We start from the raw sequence: 18,979 nt of genomic DNA on the forward strand, positions 1-18,979 counted from the left end.
CCATGACGACCATTCATGACGACCTGCCTCACCCGGTCCCCGCCTTCGCCCAGTTGCGTTACAAGGAGAATTATTTCTTCATCCTGATCGCGCCGGAAAGCGACGCCTTTGCCGTGATCCATTTGAATCATGAGCCGGGGCATGACCGGGCGCGCTATACCGCCAATCTGGAAATTGCCGGGCGCTCGATCCGCTATGCCAATATGACGGCCTTTCCGGCGAACTATGAATATGCGCGGACGATCGGAGATGGCGCACTGTCGCTGCACTTTGCGGAACCGCACAAGCGTTTCGACCTGGCGTTGAGGACGGGCGAGATTGATCTGGAACTGGTCTTCACCGCGCGGCAGCCGACTTTCGACTATGTCGCCTGCCGGACCGCGGGCAATCCTGCCCCGTCCTTTCAGGAGGTGATGACTCTGGGCCTCAACCTGCCCTATAATCACCAGCAGCAGGCGCTGAACACGCATGGCCGCGTCCGCTTCGCGGATGGAAGCGAACAGAGCATCAGCGGCAGCGGCTATCGCGACCATAGCTGGGTCATGCGCTGCGATTCCGGTGGGCTCACGCATAACTGGTGCGGGATGAATTTTCCCGGCCGCAGTTTCGGTATCAAGACCATTTCCACCACCCATCGCCCCGGCTTGGTAGCGAAGGAAGGTTATGTGGTCGACGCCGAAGGGCCTCGTGCGCTGCGCCATATCGAGGTGCGCAGCGAAGGCGAGATGGCGGACGGGCTGTGCGCCCGGTTGATCCATGAAGTCGAGGATATCTTCGGCAGTCGCTATACGATCGAGAGCGACGTGGCGAGGCGTTATGCCCATGTGCCGCTGCTGTCCGAAGCGCCGGGCGGCAAGGCTGCGTTCCACATCGTCGAGAATTTCTGCCCGCTCCGCCTGATAGAAACCGGGGAAGCGGGCGAAGGGCTGGTCGAGATCGGGCGCAGTTCCAGCCTGGGAGGGCCATATAGATGAGTACGGCGACGGCCAATCAATTGCGACTGATACGCGACGCGGTGGGACGACTGGATGCAGATGCGGCGGCCAAGGATTCCATCGCGGTCCTGCTGGGCGAAGTCATTGCGCAGGAGACTCTCGCTCTGCCGCGCGGATCGGTGGCGCAGGAAAATGCCTATCAGCAGGCCTTTGAAGCCGCTGCCCTGACGGAGCGCGACTTCCGGCCGCGGACCGCCATGGAGGATGTTCTGGACCGCGAGAGGCTGGCCGATTTCCTCAACCATGCGGTGTCGGGGGAAGGCGATATTCGCGTGCAGTCCGCGCAAACCGTGTCACGGGGCATGTCGAAGAAGACCGTGCTCGTCACGCTGGAGGGTGCGAGAGCTTTGCCCGCCGATCTGGCATTGCGGGTCGATCGAAGCGCGAACAATTATCTGGGCACCACCGTTGTCGATGAGTGGGGGCCGTTGCGGCTGCTCTGGGACAATGGGGCGCGGATTCCGCAGCCCTTTGCCCTTGAACCGACGGGCGGGGTCCTCGGCGATCCCTTCATTGTCTTTGCCCGCGTTTCCGGGGCACCGGTCGGGAGCATCTATGTGCCGCCCGGTCCCAATCCAGCGCTGCTGGCCGATACCGCCGCCTGCATGGCGAAGGTACATGCGGTGCCGGTGGACGACTGGCCGCGAAGGGATCAGCCACAAGGCGACGCTTTTTTCGATGCGCAATTTGCCGAATATTGGGCGGACTGGCGAGCGCTGGAGGAAGGCAATCCGATCATGGACGCTTGTTTCCACTGGATCGACCGACATCGGGATCGGGCCTATGGGCCGGCCGCGCTGACGCATGACGATTTCAACTATAATAATATGCTGGTCGAGGGCGACCGGGTGTCGGCGGTGCTGGACTGGGAGTTCGCGCATGTCGGGACACCGGCGGCGGACCTCGCCTATCTTTGGTATGCGGCGTGGAGTATGGGCAGCTTTGCCGATTTTCTGGCGGCCTATGAACATGCCGGGGGATGGCTGCCGCCGAAAGAGCAGATCGATTTCTATCTGCTCTGGGGGCAGCTGCGGCTGGGGGTGATGGGTCACAAGGCGGTGCGCAATCTGGAGGAAGGGCATTTCGACGATGTGCGCTTCGGCATGGCGCGCTGGCATCGGCGGCAAGCGCTGTTCCGCCTTGCCGAACTGCTCGAAAGATTGGGAGGAGAGTCATGATTCTGCCGCCACTCGACCCAGCGCTGGGTGAAGCGATCCTGCCCTTCACCCTCGATGTGCCGCAGGCCGCGCTGGATGATCTGGCCTTGCGTCTGGAACGGACGCGCTGGCCAGAGAAGGAGACGGTCGATGACTGGTCGCAAGGGGTGCCGCTCGACCGGATGCGATCCTTGGTCGACTATTGGCGGAGCGGCTATGAATGGCGGCGATGCGAGGCGGAGATCAACGGCTGGCCCCAATATCGGACGCTGATCGACGGCCTCGGCATCCATTTCCTGCATGTCCGGTCGCCCCATGAAGGGGCCATGCCGATGATATTGAGCCATGGCTGGCCAGGGACGTTTCTGGAGTTTCTGGCGGTGATCGGACCGCTTACCGATCCGACCCGTTTTGGCGGGCGGGCGGAGGATGCCTTTCATCTCGTGATCCCCTCGCTGCCCGGCTATGGGCTGTCGGACAAGCCGGTCGCGACCGGATGGACCGTCGAGCGGATCGCGCAGGCCTGGGGAACGCTGATGCAGCGCCTCAGCTATGATCGCTATGTCGCGCAGGGGGGCGACTGGGGGTCGGCGATCACGCGGGCCATGGCGGCGCAGAAGCTGCCGGGGCTGGTGGGCATCCACCTCAACATGGTGGTGTGCTTTCCGCCGGAGGATGAAGATTTTGCCGACGCGCAAGCGCGAGAGGCGCGGGATGTCGCGGAGGCCCACAAGCAGAGTGGGCTGGGCTATTCCACCCAGCAAAGCACAAGGCCGCAGACTCTGGGCTATGCATTGGCGGACTCGCCGGTCGGGCAGGCGGCATGGATTTACGAGAAATTCCAGGCATGGACAGACAATGAAGGAGAGCCGGAGCAGGCGCTGAGCCGGGATGCGATGCTCGATACCATCATGCTCTACTGGCTGACCGACAGCGCAGCCGCTTCGGCACGGCTCTATTGGGAGAGTTTTCGCAGCGCTTTCGGCAATGCGCCGATCAGCCTGCCGGTCGCGTGCAGTATCTTCCCCAGGGAGATGCGGCGGCCGCCCCGACGCTGGGCGGAGCGGGTGTTTTCCGACATCATCTATTGGAATCGCGCGGCCAAGGGCGGGCATTTCGCGGCGTTCGAGCAGCCGGAGCATTTTGTCGCGGAGGTCCGGGCGGGGTTGCAGAGCCTACGTTAGAATTTGGGCGACATAGTTGACTCTATAGTGGAGTCACATTGCATCCGTTCGCTTCGAGCGAACGGATGCAATGTGACGACGGCAGGAAGCCGATTTCAGATGATCTTCTGATCGCGCAGGGCGGTGATTTCCTCCGGGGTGAAACCGGCTTCCTTCAACACATTGCCGGCATCTTCGCCGGGGCGTGGGGGGCCTTTGCGGATGATGCCAGGCGTCTTGCTGAAGGTGACGGGCGGCTTGATATAGGGTGCGGGTCTGGAGAGGCCATCGACCGGCACCTCCACGATGAACTGGTCGCGGACATGGGGGTCGTCCAGCGCTTCCTGCGGGGTCAGCAGAGGACCGGCGGGGATGCGGTTGGCTTCCAGGATGGGCAGGATTTCGGCGTTGCTATATTGCCGCGCCCATGCCGTCACAATCTCGCTCAAGGCCGCGCCATTGTCGGCGCGGAGATCATCATTGGCGAAGCGCGGGTCGTCCAGCAAATCCTCCCGCCCGATCATCCGCATGAAACGGCGGAACATGGGGTCGCCCAGCGCAACCATATAGACCCAGCCATCCTTCGTCTGAATCAGGTCCGCCGGGCCGCCCGATTGCGCGCGGTTGCCGGTGCCGGTGCGATTGGTCGCGTTGAAATATTGGTCGAACAGGAAATAATTGCCGACCGTCATCGCGGTTTGCAGCAGGTTGGTTTCGACCTTCTGCCCTTCCCCCGTGCGGTTGCGGTGATGCAGCGCGGCCATGGCGCCGAAGGCGGCGAGGAAGCCAGTGCTCATGTCGACCCAGGCTGAGTTGTGCTTCATCGGCTTGCCCGGTTCGCCGGAAATGGCGGTGAGGCCGCTCATCACCTGCGCGATCGCGTCGAAGCCCAGCCGATCGGCATAGGGTCCGTCATTGCCGAAGGTCGTCATATGGACGAAGATGATGTCGGGCTTGATCGCCGCCATCCGCTCATAGTCAAGGCCAAGCGAGGCCGCCGTCCTGCGCGGCAGATTGGCGACGACAATGTCGGCGGTGGTGAGCAGTCGGTCGAACACCGCCCTGCCCTGCTCTTTGGACAGATCGAGCGACAGGCCGCGCTTGTTGCGGCCAAGCTGGGTGAAGCCGACCCCGCCATGAAAGCCCTCCTTGAAGGGCAAGGTGCTGCGATCCTCAGCACCGCCAGGGGACTCGATGCGGATCACATCCGCGCCGAGATCCGCCAGCAGAACGGTCGCCGCCGGGCCCGCGACAAAGCGGGTCACGTCCAGCACCCTGATCCCCTCCAACATCCCCGCCATCTCAATATCCCCTGAAGTTCGGTGCGCGTTTCTCGACAAAGGCGGTAACGCCCTCCGCGAAATCCTGTGTCGCGCAGCACAGCCCCGCCGCCTGTCCTTCGAGCGCCAGCTGGTCGATCAGCGCATTGCCCGGCGCCGCATTGAGCAGCAGCTTGGCCTGCCCCAGCGCCACGGTCGGCGCATTGGCGAGGCGGCGGAGCAATTTTTCCACCGCCGCGTCCAGTTCCGCATCGGGATGGAGCCAGTTGGCGAGGCTGCATTCCAACGCCTGCTGCGCGGTCAGCCGGTCGCCCAGCAGGCACATCTGCTTCGCCTTGCGCAGGCCCACGATGCGGGGAAGGTGCCAGCTGGTCGCGCCGTCCGGGCTGGTGCCGATGGCGGCATTGGCGACCATGAACAGCGCCGTGTCCGACACCGCCACGAAATCGGCGGCGGCGACATAGCCGACACTGGCCCCCGCGCAGGCGCCGCGCACCTTGGCGACGATGGGCTTGGCGATCCGTTCCATCAGCGCGAACAGCGGCAACGTGTCGAGCGCGAGCGTTTCGAACTGGCTGCGACGATCCTCCGGCGCAGCGTCGGCGGCCTGCGCGAAGGCCTTGACGTCGCCGCCCGCCATGAAATGGTCGCCCGTCCCGGTCAGCAGGATGACGCGCACATCGTCGCGGCGCTCACACTCCCGCAGGAAGGCGATCATCGCCTGCACCATGGCTGGCGTCAGCGCGTTGCGGGCATGGGGGCGGTTGAAGCTGATGCGGGCAATGCCCTCATCGATTTGGGTGAGCAATTCAGGCTCAGACATGATTTTCTCCTGAAGGCTGCGGCCAGTAGCGTGCCTTCAACAAGCGTTTCAGCAGCTTGCCGGTGGGTTCGCGCGGCATGTCGGCTTCAAAGTCGATGCTGCGCGGGCATTTGTTGGTGGCGAGGCGGGCGCGGCACCAGTCGATCAGTTCCCCGGCCAGCGCCGGACCAGCCGCCGCCGGGTCACGGGGCTGGACGACCGCCTTCACCTCCTCGCCATATTCGGCATTGGGGACGCCGAAGACGGCGACGTCCTGCACGGCGGGATGGGTGCTGAGCAGATTTTCCGCCTCCTGCGGATAGATATTCACCCCGCCCGCATTGATGACATAGTCGCGCCGGTCGGTGAGGAAGAGATAGCCATCCTCATCGACATGGCCGATGTCGCCAAAGGTCGCCCAGCCGCGCGCATCATAGGCGCGGCCGGTCTTTTCCGGATCGTTATGATAGGTGAAGCCGCCACAGCCCTCGAACATCACAAGGCCGGTCTGGTGGGGGCCGAGTTCATGGCCCGCTTCGTCGACGATGTGAAGGATACCCCGCGTGGCGCGGCCGACCGAGCCTTTTCTTTGCAGCCATTCCTGCGGACCGATGGCGGTCTGGCCGACGGATTCCGAGCCGCCATAATATTCATGCAGGATCGGTCCCCACCAATCCATCATCGCTTCCTTGACCGGCACCGGGCAGGGCGCGGCGGAGTGGATGGCGAAGCGGTGAGCGCTGTTGTCGAAGCGGCGCTGCTGCTCATCCAGTTGCAGCATGCGCACGAACATGGTCGCGACCCATTGGCTATGGGTGACACGGTGGGTTTCGAGCGCGCGCAGGGCTGCGGCAGCGTCGAATTTTTCCATGATGACGGCGGTGCCCCCCGCCTGCTGCACCGCCATCGTCCATTTGAGCGGCGCGGTGTGGTAGAGTGGCGCGGGGGACAGGTAGATGGTGTTCGCGTCGAGCTGGAACAGGTCGATGAGGGTGGTGGTGAGCGGGTGCGGTTCCCCGATCGGGGCGGGCGTCAGATGGGGGGTGATGCCCTTGGGACGGCCGGTGGTTCCGGCGGAATAGACCATGGCGCTGCCACGGGTTTCGTCGGGGATAGGCGTCGTCGGCAGCGGCGCCACGGCACGGTCATAGCTGTCGCCGAGGATCAGCATCTCGACTTCTTCCCCAAGGATCGCTGCCATTCCCGCGCAATCGACCGAGGGCGAGGCGAAGAGGAGGGCCGAACCGCTGTCGCGGACGATATAAGCGGCTTCCTCCGCTTTCAGGCGGGTGCTGATGGGAACGAAGAGCAGGCCCGCATTATAGGCGCCCCAGGCAATTTCATGATAATAAGGGCTGTTGTCGATCCAGAGCGCGATGCGGTCGCCCGCTTGCAGCCCGCGTGCGCGCAGCAGGTGCGACACGCGGTTGGCGCGGGCGTCCAGCTCCGCAAAGCTGACCGTCCCGCCACTGTCCGCCATGATGATGGCGGGGCGGCTGTCATGGCTGTGATCGCGCGGATGCATGGGATCAGCGGTTCTGGAAGCGGGCTTCGCGCTTCTCCTTGAGCGCAGCGAGGGCTTCCTTCAGATCCTCGCTGGTCATGGCATATTGCTCCAGCGCCATGGCGAATTCGAAATGGTCGAGCGCGGCGCGCTGCATCGAATGGTTGAGCGCCCGCTTGGTATATTGGACGGCGAGCGGGGGAAGCGCGGCGACCTTGGCCGCCAGTTGCCGCGCCAGGGGCAAGACCTGTTCGGGATCGTCCACCAATTCGCTGATGGCGCCCAGCCGATGGGCTTCCTCCGCGCCGATCGGATCGCCCGTGAGCAGGTGGCGCTTGGACTTGAGCATGCCGAAGGCGGCGGGCCAGACCAGCGTGCCGCCGTCCCCGGCGACCAGCCCGACCTTCACATGCGGGTCGCCGATCCGGACATTGCGCGAGGCGATGATGATGTCCGCCGACAGAGCGAGCGAGGTGCCGAGGCCATAGACATCGCCTTGCAGCGCGACGACCACGGGGACGGCGATTTCCGCCATGCCGTGGATGACGCGGCGGCCATTGTCATAGGCGTCCATGCGGGCGTCATAATCTTCGATCAGCCGATGGATTTCGTCGAAATTGCCGCCTGCGGAAAAGCAGCGCCCGGTCGAGGCGATGACGAGGGCACGCAGCTTGCCGGGGCGGCGGAGCCGTTCGACGACCGAGACGATTTCGCCGGTCATCACCTCGTCCATCGAATTGAGCACGTCCGGGCGGTTCAGCGTCAGCGTCGCGACCTCGCCTTCCTCGGCATAGATGATGGACGTGAAATCGCTTGCCATTTGGCCCCTCTCCGAATTTGATTGCCTGTGTATGATAATGTTGCGAACTTATTTTGCAATCCGTATCGTCGTGGGAAACGGACCATGGAGAGACAATATGCGAAATCGCTTTGCCGGGCAGGTGGCTTTGGTGGTGGGTGGCACGTCCGGAATCGGCCTGGCGACGGCGCAGGCCTTTGCCGCCGAGGGCGCGAAGGTGATGATCGCGGGGCGGCGCGAGACGGAGGGGCTGGAGGGTGTCGAGTCGATCCGCGCGACGGGCGGCGTGGCGGACTTTGTGCGGACCGATATCACCCAGGCCGAGTCGGTCGAGGCGATGGTGGTGAGGACCGTGGAGGCCTTTGGCGGGCTGCATGTCGCCTATAATAATGCGGGCATTACCGGGACGGTGAATCTGTTCGTCGAGGATGCGGCGCTTTCCATGTTCGAGCAGGTGATGGCGATCAACGTCACGGGCACCTGGCTGGCGATGAAATATGAGGTGTCCGCGATATTGGCGTCCGGCGGCGGAGCCATCGTCAATTGCGGGTCGGTGGCGGGCTTGCGCGGCAGTCCGGGGTGCAGCGCCTATTATGGCAGCAAGCATGCGGTGCTGGGCATGACCAAATGCGTGGCGCTGGAAAATGCGGCGCGGGGGATTCGCGTCAATGCGGTCTGTCCGGGGCTGGTGATGACCGATCTGGTCGAGTCGGGCTTCGCGCAGGCGCAGGACAAGCTCGCGATGCTGACCGCGCGCATTCCCGCGCAGCGCACCGGACGGCCACATGAAGTGGCCGACGCGGTGCTGTGGCTGGCTTCTGATGAGGCGAGTTTCATCAACGGCGTAGCCTTGCCGGTCGACGGCGGCACGGCGGTCTGAGCGGGAGGGGCAATATGGAGAAGATATACGGCTTCGTGTCGATCACGGTGCATGAGGGGCGGACGGACGCTTTCGTTACGGCGGCGCGGGCCTGCCATGAGGCAATTTTGCCCGACATTACAGGGACGCATTATTATGAGTGGTATCTGAGCGCGGATGGACAGCAGGCCTATGTGATCGAGGTCTATGACGATCCCCCCGCCATGGCGCTGCATGGAAAGATGCTGGATGGGCGCGTGTCGGGCGTGATGGAGCAGGCCGATCTGCGGATCAGCTTTGCCGGCGATGTGCCAGATGCGGTGCGCGAGCGGATGCGGCTGAAGCTGGGCACGGTCGATTATGTGGGGCCTCGGGCCTTCGGGCGGATGAATGAGCCGGTGCCGCATCGCGTGCCGCCAGCGGGGGACGAGCGGGTCTGCGCGCTCGCCTGGTTCCGGCCGCATGCGGGCAAGGCGGAGGCGTTCCGGGAACTGGCGCGGCAATCCCATGAGCGTGCCTGCGAGCGTGATCCGGGGACTTTGGGTTATGAGTGGTTCTTCGATCCCGACGGCAATTGCGTGGCGCTGGACGTGTATCGCGATCCCGACGCAATGCTCGCGCATATGGGCAATTGTGGGCCGGTCATGGGGCAGATCTTGCAGGTCGCGGACAGCCGGACCATCGTGTTCGGGGCGCTGCCACCGCAGATTGAGGGGCGGCTGCGACCGGAGCTGGGGATCACGCGCTTTCCCCGGCGACTGCATGGGATTGGATAGCCGTTCGTTTCGAGCTAAGGGGAGAAACCGGCAAAACTGGATGTTTCTCGGTCCTTGCTCGAAACGAACGGCGGTGGCGCTCAAACTCTAGGCGCCACCAAAGGCATTAGAGCATTTTCAAGTTGACCGTTGACGGTCAACGGCCCGGAAAATGCGACAGCAATAAGCGAGAGCCTTTTCGCTCACGGCGAAAAGGCTCTCGCTTGGGCAAGGGTGCGTTCAGCCTGTTTGCGATGGGGAATGTCGACCATCTTGCCATCCAGCCCCACCGTGCCCGCGCCCGGATGGGCGGCGAAGGCTTGGAGGACACGGCGGGCGTGGTCCACCTCCTCCGGGGAGGGCATGAAGCCTTCGTTGATCCCCGCGACCTGGGCCGGGTGGATGGCGATGCGGCCGGTGAAGCCTTCGGCACGGGCGGCGCGACAGGAGGCGCGCAGCCCCTCCTCGTTGCGAAAGTCGACGTAGAGGGTATCGATCGCCTGCACGCCCGAAGCATGGGCAGCCAGCAAACAGAGCGAGCGCGCCATTTTATAGGTGAAGGCCCATTCGCCGCTGGCATCGACATTGGTGCTGGCGCCGAGCGCGGCGGACAGGTCTTCGGCGCCCCAGGTGAGGCCCGCGAGCCGATCCAGACCGGCCGTGGCGAACTGGCCGAGGGTGAAGGGGGCGATGGCCGTTTCGGTGGCGACGGGAAGGATTTTCACCGATCCGCGTTCCAGCCCGTGCACCGCCTCCAGCGCGTCGAGATAGTGGGACAGGCGGCGCACATCCCCCGGGTCATTGGTCTTGGGCTGCATGATGCCGTCGGGCGCGCCGGGCATGATCGCGGCGAGATCGTCCAGCGTCAGGCCAGTGTCGAACGGGTTGACCCGCACCCAATATTGCACCGTCCGCTGTCCTCGCGGCGTGGTACGCAGGAAGTCCGGAACCAGCCTGCGCGCGAGCGGCTTGTTTTCCGGGCTGACCGAATCCTCCAGATCGAGAATGACCGCATCGGCACCGCATGTCGGCGCCTTTGCCATCTTCTTTTCGCTGTCGCCGGGGATGAACAGCATCGAGCGAAGAGGCAGGCTCATGCGGGCCTCCGCCTTTGCAGGCCGGAGCGTTTGCAGGAAGCCACAAGGTCGCCATGCTGGTTGAAGGCCTGATGCAGGAAGGTGACGATCCCGGCTTCGGGGCGCGACTTGGACTCGCGCAGGTCGATGACTTCCGTGACCACATTGATCGTGTCGCCGTGGAACAGGGGCTTGGGGAAGCGCACCTCGTCCCAGCCAAGATTGGCGACGGCGGTGCCCAGCGTCGTGTCGCCCACCGAAATGCCGACCATCAGGCCCAGGGTGAAGGCCGAATTGACGATGCGGGCGCCGAATTCGGTGCCTTTCATATATTCCTCGTCCAGATGCAGCAGCGCGGGATTGTGCGTCATCGCGGTGAAGAGGACATTGTCCGTTTCCGTCACCGTGCGGCGGATGGGATGATCGAACCGCTGCCCCACCACCATGTCGTCGAACCAGATTCCTGCCATGTCATCCTCCTTTTTTGCCGTGGCGCGCCAGCCATTCATCCTTGAGGTGGCGCGCATAGATTTTCCCGGTGTCGTGGCGCGGCAGGTGGGCACGATATTCCCAACTGCGTGGGCATTTGATCGAAGCCAGCCCGGCGCGGCACCATGCGCGGAGGTCGTCCGTCAGCGCGCCGGTGTCGGCGGCTGGGTCCAAAGGCTGGATAACGGCGTGCAGCACCTCCCCCATATCCTCGTCCGGCACGGCGAAGACGCTGGCGTCCGCCACGGCGGGATGGGAGATCAGGCGGTTTTCCGCCTCCTGCGGGAAAATATTGACCCCGCCGGAGATCGCCATGCTGGCGCGCCGGTCGGTGAGATAAAGATAGCCCTCTGCATCGACATAGCCGATGTCGCCCAGCGTGCTGCGCCCGTCCGCATCATGGGCGTCCGCCGTGCGGTCCGGGTCCTGATGATAGGCGAAACCGGGGCCCCCGGAGAACCAGACTGTGCCGACCTGTCCCGTCGGGACTTCGCAGCCTTCATCGTCCAGGATATGCACCGCGCCCAGAAAGGGGCGGCCGACCGATCCGGGATGGGCCAGCCATTCCGTCGAGCTGATCATGGTGAGGCCGTTGCCCTCCGTCCCGCCATAGCTTTCCTCCAGGATCGGACCGAACCAGTCGAGCGCGGCGCGCTTGACGTCCGGAGCGATGGGGGCCGCGCCGTGGATGATGGTACGGATCGAGGAGAGGTCATAGCGCGCCTTCACCTCCGCGGGCAGTTTCAGCAGGCGCACCAGCATCGTTGGCACCCAATGGGCATGGGTGACGCCGTGGCGCGCGACAAGATCCAGCGCCTGCTCCGCGTCGAACGCCTCCATCACGATCAGCGTCGCGCCGATCTGCTGCATTGCCATGGCAAAGCGCATCGGGCCGCTATGATAGAGCGGACAGGGCATCAGATAGACCGTGTCCTCCCCCCAGCCATAGCGGTCCGCATAGAGGGCGAACATCTTCGACAGCCCGTCTATGCCGCTGTCGGGCAAATGTTGCTTGATGCCCTTGGGCCGGCCGGTGGAGCCGGAGCTGTAGAGCATGTCCGATCCGCGGCTTTCATCGGCGATGGGGGTCGCGGGGAAGTCCGCCGCATAGCTGCCGTCGCTGACATCGATGAAGGCAAGGTCGGGGAAGCGGGGTTTCAGCCGGTCGACCAGCGCTGCCTGCCGGGCGCTGTAAAAGACCAGCCGCGCACCGCAATTGCCGATGATGAAGGCGATCTCATCCTCATGGAAACGCCAACTGATCGCGGTGTAATAGAGGCCCGCATTATGCCCGGCCCAGACCAGTTCATGAAAGACCGGCAGATTTTCCACCAGCATCGCGAAATGATCGCCGCGCTTGAGTCCTCTCGCCCGGAGCAGATGGGCGCAGCGATTGGCGCGCGCATCCAGCTCGCCATAGCGAATCGTCACATCCAGTGAGGGGTAGAGGATCGCTGGCCGATCGGGGTCGGATTTCGCCCATTTGCGGGGATGCTGGTCGGGATGGCTGTGCATGGTTTTACCGTTGAACTCTTCTAGCATGATGCGTATAGTTCGCTAGTGCATAATGCAGAATAGTATCTTTGGAGAGGCGTTGCAAATGGGTTTGGTGAAGGCGTGCCAGCTGTCCGATCTGGAGGATGGGGAAATCTTCAAGGCGCAGGTTGCGGACCATCCGGCGCTGGCGCTTTACATGATCGGTGATGAAGTGTTCGCCACGTCCGATATCTGCACCCATGGCGAGGCAAGCCTGTCCGAAGACGGCTATATCGAGAACGGGCAGGTCATCTGTTCCTGGCATGACGGCGCTTTCAACATCAAGACCGGTGAGCCGTGCCGCCTGCCCTGCATGGATCCGCTCAAGACTTTCCCGATTCGGATCGAAGGGGATGAGGTCTTTGTGGATTTATGAGATTTCGTGTTCCTGCGAGGGCAGGAACACGTTAGAGATTTGGCTTAGCGCTGGCGTTCCATGAAGGCTGTGACCCGCTCCGCATAATCGGGATGGGCAACCACCGCGCCGATGTCGATGGTTTCCTGCGCCAGATGATCGACCACCGAAATGCGATGGGCAATGTTCATGGCACGCTTGGTACGGCCGAGTGCCTCCTGTGGCAGTTGTGCGATACGGGCGAGTAGCTTTTCAGTATGGATATCCAGTTCTTCATCGGAAACGACCCAGTTGATGAGGCCGAAATCCAGCGCCTCGCCTGGCCCGAAAATATCCCCCAGATAGGCAATCTGCTTGGCGCGCTTCGGGCCGATATTGCGCACCAGATTATAGCTGAGTGCTGAGTCCGGGATGACACCCACCCGTATCTGGGCGGCAAGGAACCGACTCTTGTCCGAGGCGATGGCGAGGTCCGCCGCCGCCACCATGGCAAGCCCCCCGCCCGCCGCCATGCCCCGGATGCGCGTCACCACCGGCTGGGGAATGCGCTCGATCATGGTAAAAAGCTGGTTGCCCTTGTCGCCGCTGGTCATCCAGTGATTGGCGCGTTCCAGATCAGTCATGCCCAGCGTGGTCGAAAATTCCTTGACGTCGCCACCCGCGCAGAAATTGTCGCCCGCGCCGGTGATCAGCACCACGCGCACGTCGCGGTTGAATTCGATGGCGCGCAGATGGTCGCCCAAAGTCTCCCACATGCCGTTCTTCATCGCGTTCATGGCATGCGGCCGGTTGATCGTCGCGCGGGCGATGGGACCGTCGATGACGAAGCTCAGTTCGGGGTCGCTCATGCTTGCATCTCCGTTTTCGCAATCATTGGGGCGAGATCATTGGCGAGGTCGCGCAACTGCTTGGGGAAAGTGTTGCAGCCGATGGAGGCGATGCGCAGGTCGCGGTCCACGCCGCTGTCATAGCTGTGCCGCGCAAAGCCGGTCAGCACCGAGAGCAACAGTGTGCGCCAGACGGTGAAGAAGGCCATGCGCACCTCGCTGACCGGGGGGCCACCCGCGTCGCGATAGGCGGCCATGAATTCCTCCCATGGCAGCACGCGGGAGACGAGGAAGCGGCAATAGGCCAGATCCTCCGCGGGGTCGCCGGCATGGGTGAACTCCCAGTCGAGCAGGCCGGTGAGCCGGTCCCCCTCCCCCAGCGTGTTGTGCAAGCCCGCATCGCCATGGACGAGGCGGCGTTCATGGCCGATCCGGGGCAGCTGCTCATGGAGCCAGGCGAAGGCCGCGTCGATCAGCGGTACGGGCGCCATGCCGTTGCGATAACGGCGCTCATAGCTTTCGACATGGGCGCGAACCGGATGCTCCGCGCGGCCGTAGAGCAGGCTATCGGCAAGGTCCAGCGCGTCAATGTCGAGGCTGTGGAGCTTCGCCAGTTCGGCGGCGAAGTCGCGACAAAAGGCGGGCGTCGCGTCGGTCGAGAAGAGGGTGCCCATCGAGGAACCGGCGAGCCGTTCAAAGACGATGAAGCGGCCGCCAATGGCTTGCGGGCTATCCTCCAGCCAGAGCGGTTCGGGGACCCGCAGGCCCTTGCCATGGACCGCCTTGATCACCGGAAATTCCTCGGTGACGGAGGTGCCGGTTACAGCGGCGGCGAAGTCGCGGCGGATGACCAGTTGGCGGCCATCCGCGCTATCCAGCAGGATCGTACCCTTGGACCGGCCGCCGGGAACCGTCGTCACCCTGTCGATCCGAATCGACGGGTCCTTGTCCGCGAACCAGCAGGTGAAGGTTTCGGCGGGGATTTCCAGTTCGGCGCCCGATCCGGCGGAGGTGACGGGCGCAGCGAGGATGGCGGCGATCTTCGCCTCATGGGCATTGCGCCAGTCGGCTTCGGCGGCGACGCCGGGGGTTGGGCCTGCGATTTCCTCCGCCTCCACCGCGAGGCGGGCGAGCATCATTTCAATGAGGTCGCAGCGCAGGCTGGGATTGCCTTGGGGAAGCTGCGGCTTCAGGTCGGCGCGGACGGCGGCGAGGATACTGCGCAGCTTCTCACCCAACAGAGGATCGTTCACACCGGCCTCCCCACATAGGTCGGGAAGAAGAAGCCGCTTTCCCTGTCGGCATGTTTGAGCAGCCAGGCATGGAGATCGGCATGGACGGCGGCCGCGGCGGCATCGCCCTTTCGGGCATGGCAATGGTGCAGCAACGCGTCGACGGCTTCGCGGCCCTTATGGTTGAGCAGCTGAAGCGCGTCTACGCGGGCATAGCCGTCGAGCAGGGCGGGCGCTTCGCTCAGGAAAGCGGCGAGCGCCGGCTCGTCATAGGATAGTCGATCGCGGGCGGAAGCGAGCAGCGCGACCAGTTCACGACTGTCCTCATGCAGCATCGGCCCTTCGACCGGCACGCGCGCCTGGAGGTGATTCAGGATCACGTCGACGCTGCGCAGTGCGCTTTGCGCCCATTGGTCGTCGATCTTCGGCGCGACATGCTCCTGAAGGGCGAGTTGCACCGCCGCGAGCATCTGCTGGGTTGTCGGCATCATGGCGTCCGCTCTCCCTTCAATTGGCTGCATTTTCGGGGCGGTAGGGGCTTTTGCGCCACTCCGCGACGATATGGGCGGCTTCGTCGATCGGCTTGCCAATCATCATGGCGAGCAGCTGTTCGAACAGCTTCACCCGCCCAAAGCCGAGATTGAGCCGGGGCACACGCGGATTTTCGCCCGACAGGAAGGGACGCAGACCATTGTTGAGCGTCGGCACCGCCTTCCACACTTCCCAGACGCGGTAGAAATCGAGGCTGGATCGATCGATACGAAAGCCCGCGACGTCCTCATAATGGCGCAGCGTGGTTTCCGCGTCGCCCAGCGTCAGCATGCCCTGCGAGAGAGCCCAGTCCTGCGCCGGGTCGCCGGCAAAGGCCAGTTCCCAGTCGGACAGGGCAACGATCTTGTCGTCCTTCCAGATTTCCTCGCCCATGCCATTATTGCCCTTGCACAGCGAAATGCGCGGGGCGGTGGTGGGCAGATGCTCCTTCAGCCAATAGGCGGCCTCGGTCACGAGGGGGAAGGGATCTGTGCGAACCTCGCGGAAAATGCCCATCCAGCGATCGAAGTCGAAACGCGCGCAATCCGCGGCAGAGGCGGGCATGTCGACAAAGGCGGTGAAGCCGGTCGCTTCGAGGTCGAGCGAATGGAGCGTGGCCAGCTTTTCGGCATGGTCGAGCGCGACACGCTGGCGGCGGGCGGCGGCCTCCGAGCCCTCATCATAGAGACCGGGCAGGTCGTTGCTGCCGTCAACCATGCGACGGACCATGACCGGGCGCCCTTCCGTCAGCGCCGGCGCGGCGTCGAACCAGAGCGGCTCGGCCACCGGCACGGCGGTCGCATAAAGGCCCTTGATGATACGATATTCATATTCCAGCGGCACCGGGCAGATAGGGCCACCCAGCGCATCGGTGCGAAAGACATAGCCGCCTTCCTTCCCACCTTCGTCGGTCCAGACCAGGAAGGTTTCGCGGCTGATGCCGGGGAAGGTGCGTTTGAAGCGGGTGACACGGACGCCCGTGCCCATATGGGCGGCGAAATAGTCGGATAGGGATGTTTGGTCGATCATATGCTGTCCCTCAAAAGCCGAAACGCGGCTGGGGGCCGATGACGAACATCGGGATATAGGCGTTGCCGGATTCGCCACCGATCTTGCAGGTGGCAAGCTGCTCGCGATGCTTGGGGGTGGCGCTGCTACCATCGGGCAGGATGACGGCTTCCGGGTCGCTGATGTCGTAGCTGTCGATTTCGAACGCCAGATCGCGCGAACGCCAGACACCCTGCCCCTGCCCGTCCGTGAAACCGCCGTCGAAGCCGCCACCGCGATAGACCCAGGGACGGCCGACCGCTTGTGCCTCGATCGGGATATGGCGGCCGTCGGCCAGCGTCAGGTCGAGCGCCATCCGGTCGAAGACGCGAGTGCCGGGCTTGAAGATCACGTCATGCGCGATGTCGGTGACTTCGATGGGATCGCCCTCCCCTTCGCGCACTTCGCCCTCTGTGTAGATGCGCTTGCCCTCGCCATCCTCGATCAGTTGGACCGCGCCGCCGAGCTTCCCCGCGCGGAAACCCGCATGGACAAGGAACAGCCCCTTGCCGCCGGTGCGCGAGGCGGACGCAACGCCACCCGCGCTGGGCGTGCCGGTCATCGGTTCGAAGCCGCCGACGCCGGGCCGCACGCCCCAGCTATGGTCGCGCCAGCCGAACCAGTCGCCTGCCTCGAACCGCTCGCCCTCCACCATGATATGGCCGCTGACCCGGCCAAGCTGGTTGTAGCGCAGATAGTCTGTGTGCAGCCGCCCGTCGCCGCGCGAGACATGAGGATGTTCCAGCCGCGGCGGGAGCATCGCATCGAAACGCATATCGAGCGAGATGGGATAGTCGCCCGACTCCAGCTCGTAACACAGCGTCTTGAAGGCTTCGATGACGGTGAGCGACAGCGGACCGATCCGCGCCTCGCTGTCCGGCATGGGGCGGAGCTGGCGGGTCAGGCGGACATTATATTGACGATTCGACCGGGCCTGCACCATGGCGAAGCCCTCCATCACATTCATATTCTTGAAGATGGTGATGCCGGCCAGAAAGGCGATCTCGCCATCGGCGCGGAAGCCGCCCATCAGCTGACGGTCATAGAATCGGTGATCGGTCGAATGGACATGGTCGAAGGTCAGCGGCGCCTGATGGTGCAGCGTCTCGTCCAGCGGAGTCAGCACATCTCTCTCCCTCATTATGCTCCAAGGCATATGGGCGAAGAAAGGTCAGGTCAATAGAAGTTCGTATGCATACCATCTGCATGTGTATATATTGCATCCGCGCAATTTTCTTGACAGAATAGGCGGCGAACCTCATGCCAAGAGGGTAATTTTTCGGACTTTTCGCACGATGGACTATACGGACACGCCGGTCGCCAGCCAGTTTCGCCTGGGTTTCCTGATCCATGACGTGTCGCGCCTGCGCCGCACGGTCATCGACAAGGCGCTGAAACCCCTGGGGATCACGCGCTCGCAATGGTGGGTCCTCAGCAATCTGTCGCGCAACAGCAGTCATGAAATGGTGCAGACCGAACTCGCCAATGTGCTGGACATCGGCAAGGTAGCGCTGGGCGGGCTGCTCGACCGGCTGGAGGCGTCGGGCTATATCGAGCGCAAGGCCGATCCGGCCGACCGCCGCGCCAAGCGCGTGGTCATGACCCGCAAGGGCGAGGAAGTGCTGGAACAGATGCAGGAGCAGGGCGCTGACCTCAATCGCGAAACCCTGCGCGACATCAGCGAGGAAGAGGTCCGGCTGGCCGAGGATATCATGCACCGCATGAAGAAGCGGCTGATCGAAATGGATGCGGAACTGCGCAACAGCGGCGGCTGAGCGTTTCCCTTTTTCTTCAACTTTCATATACATAGCAGGCACGCGAGCTGATCGCCCGTGCGATGAGGCTTGTCCGCTATATTGCGTATCCATAAATTTCGCTTGCGTATTATTTTGGTGCGGATGTATTGGTCTTATATCCGCAATATTGCGGAGGACCCCCTGCCCCAGCGGCAGCGGAAGGACAGAATATGGACGATCTGCCGACGCCCCCTGATGCCAATCGTTACCGTCTTGGGTTTCTGCTGCATGATGTATCACGACTGCGCCGGACCATTGTGGACAAGGTCATGCGGCCGCTGGGCATTACCCGGTCCCAATGGTGGGTACTCACCAACCTGTTGAGCGATTCCAATCACGAGATGATGCAGACCGAGTTGGCCCAGATATTGGATATCGGCAAGGTGGCGCTGGGGGGATTGCTCGACCGGATGGAAGCCTCCGGCTATGTCGAGCGGAAGGCCGATCCGGTCGACCGCCGCGCCAAGCGGGTCGCGATCACAGCCAAGGGACAGGCTTTGCTCGACGGCATGCAAAGCCGGTCGACCGCCCTCAACCGGGACATGATGGACTGTGTGACCGCGGAAGAAATCCTCTTTGCCGAGGATGTGTTGCACCGGATGAAGCGCAATCTCATCGAGATGGATGATCATTACCGGAAACGGCGGACCGGCAAGGAGAACCCACAGGAAGCGGAGGAGCCTTCTCCCCTCTAGTGACCCGAAGCTGAAGTTCGTCACACTATTGGGCGGGCGCTAAACGAACTTCAGATTCGTCAGGGTCACTAGCAAATATAT

Annotated in this window: 20 protein-coding genes; 8 read left to right on the forward strand and 12 right to left on the reverse strand. The window is 63.4% G+C overall.

Annotation, left to right across the window (positions count from 1 at the left end; genetic code table 11):
- Positions 1-2: 2 nt before the first annotated feature.
- From HUK73_RS19685 to HUK73_RS19695, 3 genes are read left to right on the forward strand one after another with little or no spacing between them, the layout of a single operon-like run.
- Complete coding sequence (locus tag HUK73_RS19685; RefSeq protein ID WP_176593553.1) at positions 3-974, forward strand: hypothetical protein; 972 nt, start codon at positions 3-5, stop codon at positions 972-974.
- Entirely contained in the window at positions 971-2,173 is a 1,203-nt protein-coding gene (locus HUK73_RS19690; RefSeq protein ID WP_176593554.1) for a phosphotransferase family protein, read from the forward strand. The genes HUK73_RS19685 and HUK73_RS19690 overlap by 4 nt, the downstream gene beginning before the upstream one ends.
- Positions 2,170-3,336, forward strand: a complete 1,167-nt coding sequence (locus HUK73_RS19695) for an epoxide hydrolase family protein (protein ID WP_176593555.1) — start codon at positions 2,170-2,172, stop codon at positions 3,334-3,336. Before HUK73_RS19690 ends, HUK73_RS19695 begins: the two co-directional genes overlap by 4 nt.
- Before the next feature lie 95 nt (positions 3,337-3,431).
- Here the strand turns inward: HUK73_RS19695 and HUK73_RS19700 are convergent, their stop codons facing one another.
- From HUK73_RS19700 to HUK73_RS19715, 4 genes are read right to left on the reverse strand one after another with little or no spacing between them, the layout of a single operon-like run.
- Positions 3,432-4,616, reverse strand: coding sequence for a CaiB/BaiF CoA-transferase family protein (locus HUK73_RS19700; protein WP_176593556.1), 1,185 nt, complete (start codon positions 4,614-4,616; stop codon positions 3,432-3,434).
- 1 nt (position 4,617) lies between these two features.
- On the reverse strand, positions 4,618-5,418 hold the full coding sequence (locus tag HUK73_RS19705) for an enoyl-CoA hydratase/isomerase family protein (protein ID WP_176593557.1): 801 nt from the start codon (positions 5,416-5,418) through the stop codon (positions 4,618-4,620).
- Entirely contained in the window at positions 5,411-6,922 is a 1,512-nt protein-coding gene (locus HUK73_RS19710; RefSeq protein ID WP_176593558.1) for an acyl-CoA synthetase, read from the reverse strand. The genes HUK73_RS19705 and HUK73_RS19710 overlap by 8 nt, the downstream gene beginning before the upstream one ends.
- A gap of 4 nt (positions 6,923-6,926) precedes the next feature.
- A complete protein-coding gene (locus HUK73_RS19715; RefSeq protein ID WP_176593559.1) occupies positions 6,927-7,721 on the reverse strand; it encodes an enoyl-CoA hydratase/isomerase family protein in 795 nt (264 codons plus the stop codon).
- Between the two features lie 97 nt (positions 7,722-7,818).
- Here HUK73_RS19715 and HUK73_RS19720 point away from each other — a divergent pair, with 97 nt between their 5' ends.
- Both HUK73_RS19720 and HUK73_RS19725 read left to right on the forward strand, forming a co-directional pair.
- Positions 7,819-8,580 carry a glucose 1-dehydrogenase gene (locus HUK73_RS19720; RefSeq protein ID WP_176593560.1) on the forward strand — a complete coding sequence of 254 codons (762 nt, stop codon included), beginning with the start codon at positions 7,819-7,821 and terminating at the stop codon, positions 8,578-8,580.
- Positions 8,581-8,594: 14 nt separating this feature from the next.
- Entirely contained in the window at positions 8,595-9,335 is a 741-nt protein-coding gene (locus tag HUK73_RS19725; protein ID WP_176593561.1) for an antibiotic biosynthesis monooxygenase, read from the forward strand.
- Between the two features lie 182 nt (positions 9,336-9,517).
- Here HUK73_RS19725 and HUK73_RS19730 read toward each other — a convergent pair whose 3' ends face one another.
- From HUK73_RS19730 to HUK73_RS19740, 3 genes are read right to left on the reverse strand one after another with little or no spacing between them, the layout of a single operon-like run.
- A complete protein-coding gene (locus HUK73_RS19730) occupies positions 9,518-10,411 on the reverse strand; it encodes a CoA ester lyase (RefSeq protein WP_176593562.1) in 894 nt (297 codons plus the stop codon).
- Entirely contained in the window at positions 10,408-10,860 is a 453-nt protein-coding gene (locus tag HUK73_RS19735; RefSeq protein ID WP_176593563.1) for a MaoC family dehydratase, read from the reverse strand. Before HUK73_RS19735 ends, HUK73_RS19730 begins: the two co-directional genes overlap by 4 nt.
- A 1-nt stretch (position 10,861) precedes the next feature.
- Positions 10,862-12,421, reverse strand: coding sequence for an AMP-binding protein (locus HUK73_RS19740; RefSeq protein WP_255326445.1), 1,560 nt, complete (start codon positions 12,419-12,421; stop codon positions 10,862-10,864).
- A gap of 58 nt (positions 12,422-12,479) precedes the next feature.
- On the opposite strand from HUK73_RS19740, the gene HUK73_RS19745 reads away from it, so the two are divergent.
- Complete coding sequence (locus tag HUK73_RS19745; RefSeq protein WP_176593564.1) at positions 12,480-12,791, forward strand: non-heme iron oxygenase ferredoxin subunit; 312 nt, start codon at positions 12,480-12,482, stop codon at positions 12,789-12,791.
- A 44-nt stretch (positions 12,792-12,835) separates the two neighbouring features.
- On the opposite strand, the gene HUK73_RS19750 is transcribed toward HUK73_RS19745, so the two are convergent.
- The 5 genes from HUK73_RS19750 to HUK73_RS19770 are packed head-to-tail and all read right to left on the reverse strand — an operon-like array spanning position 12,836 to position 17,533.
- Complete coding sequence (locus HUK73_RS19750) at positions 12,836-13,618, reverse strand: enoyl-CoA hydratase/isomerase family protein (RefSeq protein ID WP_176593565.1); 783 nt, start codon at positions 13,616-13,618, stop codon at positions 12,836-12,838.
- Positions 13,615-14,850 (reverse strand): phosphotransferase family protein, encoded by a 1,236-nt coding sequence (locus tag HUK73_RS19755; protein ID WP_176593566.1) that lies wholly within the window; start codon positions 14,848-14,850, stop codon positions 13,615-13,617. The genes HUK73_RS19750 and HUK73_RS19755 overlap by 4 nt, the downstream gene beginning before the upstream one ends.
- A complete protein-coding gene (locus HUK73_RS19760; protein ID WP_176593567.1) occupies positions 14,847-15,320 on the reverse strand; it encodes a hypothetical protein in 474 nt (157 codons plus the stop codon). The genes HUK73_RS19755 and HUK73_RS19760 overlap by 4 nt, the downstream gene beginning before the upstream one ends.
- A gap of 16 nt (positions 15,321-15,336) precedes the next feature.
- Entirely contained in the window at positions 15,337-16,389 is a 1,053-nt protein-coding gene (locus tag HUK73_RS19765; RefSeq protein ID WP_176593568.1) for a phosphotransferase family protein, read from the reverse strand.
- Between the two features lie 10 nt (positions 16,390-16,399).
- Positions 16,400-17,533, reverse strand: a complete 1,134-nt coding sequence (locus HUK73_RS19770) for a hypothetical protein (RefSeq protein ID WP_176593569.1) — start codon at positions 17,531-17,533, stop codon at positions 16,400-16,402.
- A gap of 169 nt (positions 17,534-17,702) precedes the next feature.
- Between HUK73_RS19770 and HUK73_RS19775 the strand changes: the two genes are divergently transcribed.
- Together HUK73_RS19775 and HUK73_RS19780 are read left to right on the forward strand one after the other, a co-directional pair.
- A complete protein-coding gene (locus HUK73_RS19775) occupies positions 17,703-18,182 on the forward strand; it encodes a MarR family winged helix-turn-helix transcriptional regulator (RefSeq protein ID WP_176593570.1) in 480 nt (159 codons plus the stop codon).
- Positions 18,183-18,373: 191 nt separating this feature from the next.
- A complete protein-coding gene (locus HUK73_RS19780) occupies positions 18,374-18,898 on the forward strand; it encodes a MarR family winged helix-turn-helix transcriptional regulator (RefSeq protein ID WP_176593571.1) in 525 nt (174 codons plus the stop codon).
- Positions 18,899-18,979 lie beyond the last annotated feature (81 nt).

The organism is Sphingobium sp. EM0848, assembly GCF_013375555.1.
GTDB lineage: Bacteria > Pseudomonadota > Alphaproteobacteria > Sphingomonadales > Sphingomonadaceae > Sphingobium.

Bases quoted from the DNA above. Each gene is read 5' to 3' on its own strand.
- HUK73_RS19695 (WP_176593555.1), top strand. From the start codon at position 2,170: ATGATTCTGCCGCCACTCGACCCAGCGCTGGGTGAAGCGATCCTGCCC.
- HUK73_RS19745 (WP_176593564.1), top strand. From the start codon at position 12,480: ATGGGTTTGGTGAAGGCGTGCCAGCTGTCCGATCTGGAGGATGGGGAA.
- HUK73_RS19750 (WP_176593565.1), bottom strand. From the start codon at position 13,618: ATGAGCGACCCCGAACTGAGCTTCGTCATCGACGGTCCCATCGCCCGC.
- HUK73_RS19710 (WP_176593558.1), bottom strand. From the start codon at position 6,922: ATGCATCCGCGCGATCACAGCCATGACAGCCGCCCCGCCATCATCATG.
- HUK73_RS19715 (WP_176593559.1), bottom strand. From the start codon at position 7,721: ATGGCAAGCGATTTCACGTCCATCATCTATGCCGAGGAAGGCGAGGTC.
- HUK73_RS19780 (WP_176593571.1), top strand. From the start codon at position 18,374: ATGGACGATCTGCCGACGCCCCCTGATGCCAATCGTTACCGTCTTGGG.
- HUK73_RS19705 (WP_176593557.1), bottom strand. From the start codon at position 5,418: ATGTCTGAGCCTGAATTGCTCACCCAAATCGATGAGGGCATTGCCCGC.
- HUK73_RS19720 (WP_176593560.1), top strand. From the start codon at position 7,819: ATGCGAAATCGCTTTGCCGGGCAGGTGGCTTTGGTGGTGGGTGGCACG.
- HUK73_RS19730 (WP_176593562.1), bottom strand. From the start codon at position 10,411: ATGAGCCTGCCTCTTCGCTCGATGCTGTTCATCCCCGGCGACAGCGAA.
- HUK73_RS19685 (WP_176593553.1), top strand. From the start codon at position 3: ATGACGACCATTCATGACGACCTGCCTCACCCGGTCCCCGCCTTCGCC.
- HUK73_RS19740 (WP_255326445.1), bottom strand. From the start codon at position 12,421: ATGCTAGAAGAGTTCAACGGTAAAACCATGCACAGCCATCCCGACCAG.
- HUK73_RS19725 (WP_176593561.1), top strand. From the start codon at position 8,595: ATGGAGAAGATATACGGCTTCGTGTCGATCACGGTGCATGAGGGGCGG.
- HUK73_RS19775 (WP_176593570.1), top strand. From the start codon at position 17,703: ATGGACTATACGGACACGCCGGTCGCCAGCCAGTTTCGCCTGGGTTTC.
- HUK73_RS19735 (WP_176593563.1), bottom strand. From the start codon at position 10,860: ATGGCAGGAATCTGGTTCGACGACATGGTGGTGGGGCAGCGGTTCGAT.
- HUK73_RS19690 (WP_176593554.1), top strand. From the start codon at position 971: ATGAGTACGGCGACGGCCAATCAATTGCGACTGATACGCGACGCGGTG.
- HUK73_RS19765 (WP_176593568.1), bottom strand. From the start codon at position 16,389: ATGATCGACCAAACATCCCTATCCGACTATTTCGCCGCCCATATGGGC.
- HUK73_RS19700 (WP_176593556.1), bottom strand. From the start codon at position 4,616: ATGGCGGGGATGTTGGAGGGGATCAGGGTGCTGGACGTGACCCGCTTT.
- HUK73_RS19760 (WP_176593567.1), bottom strand. From the start codon at position 15,320: ATGATGCCGACAACCCAGCAGATGCTCGCGGCGGTGCAACTCGCCCTT.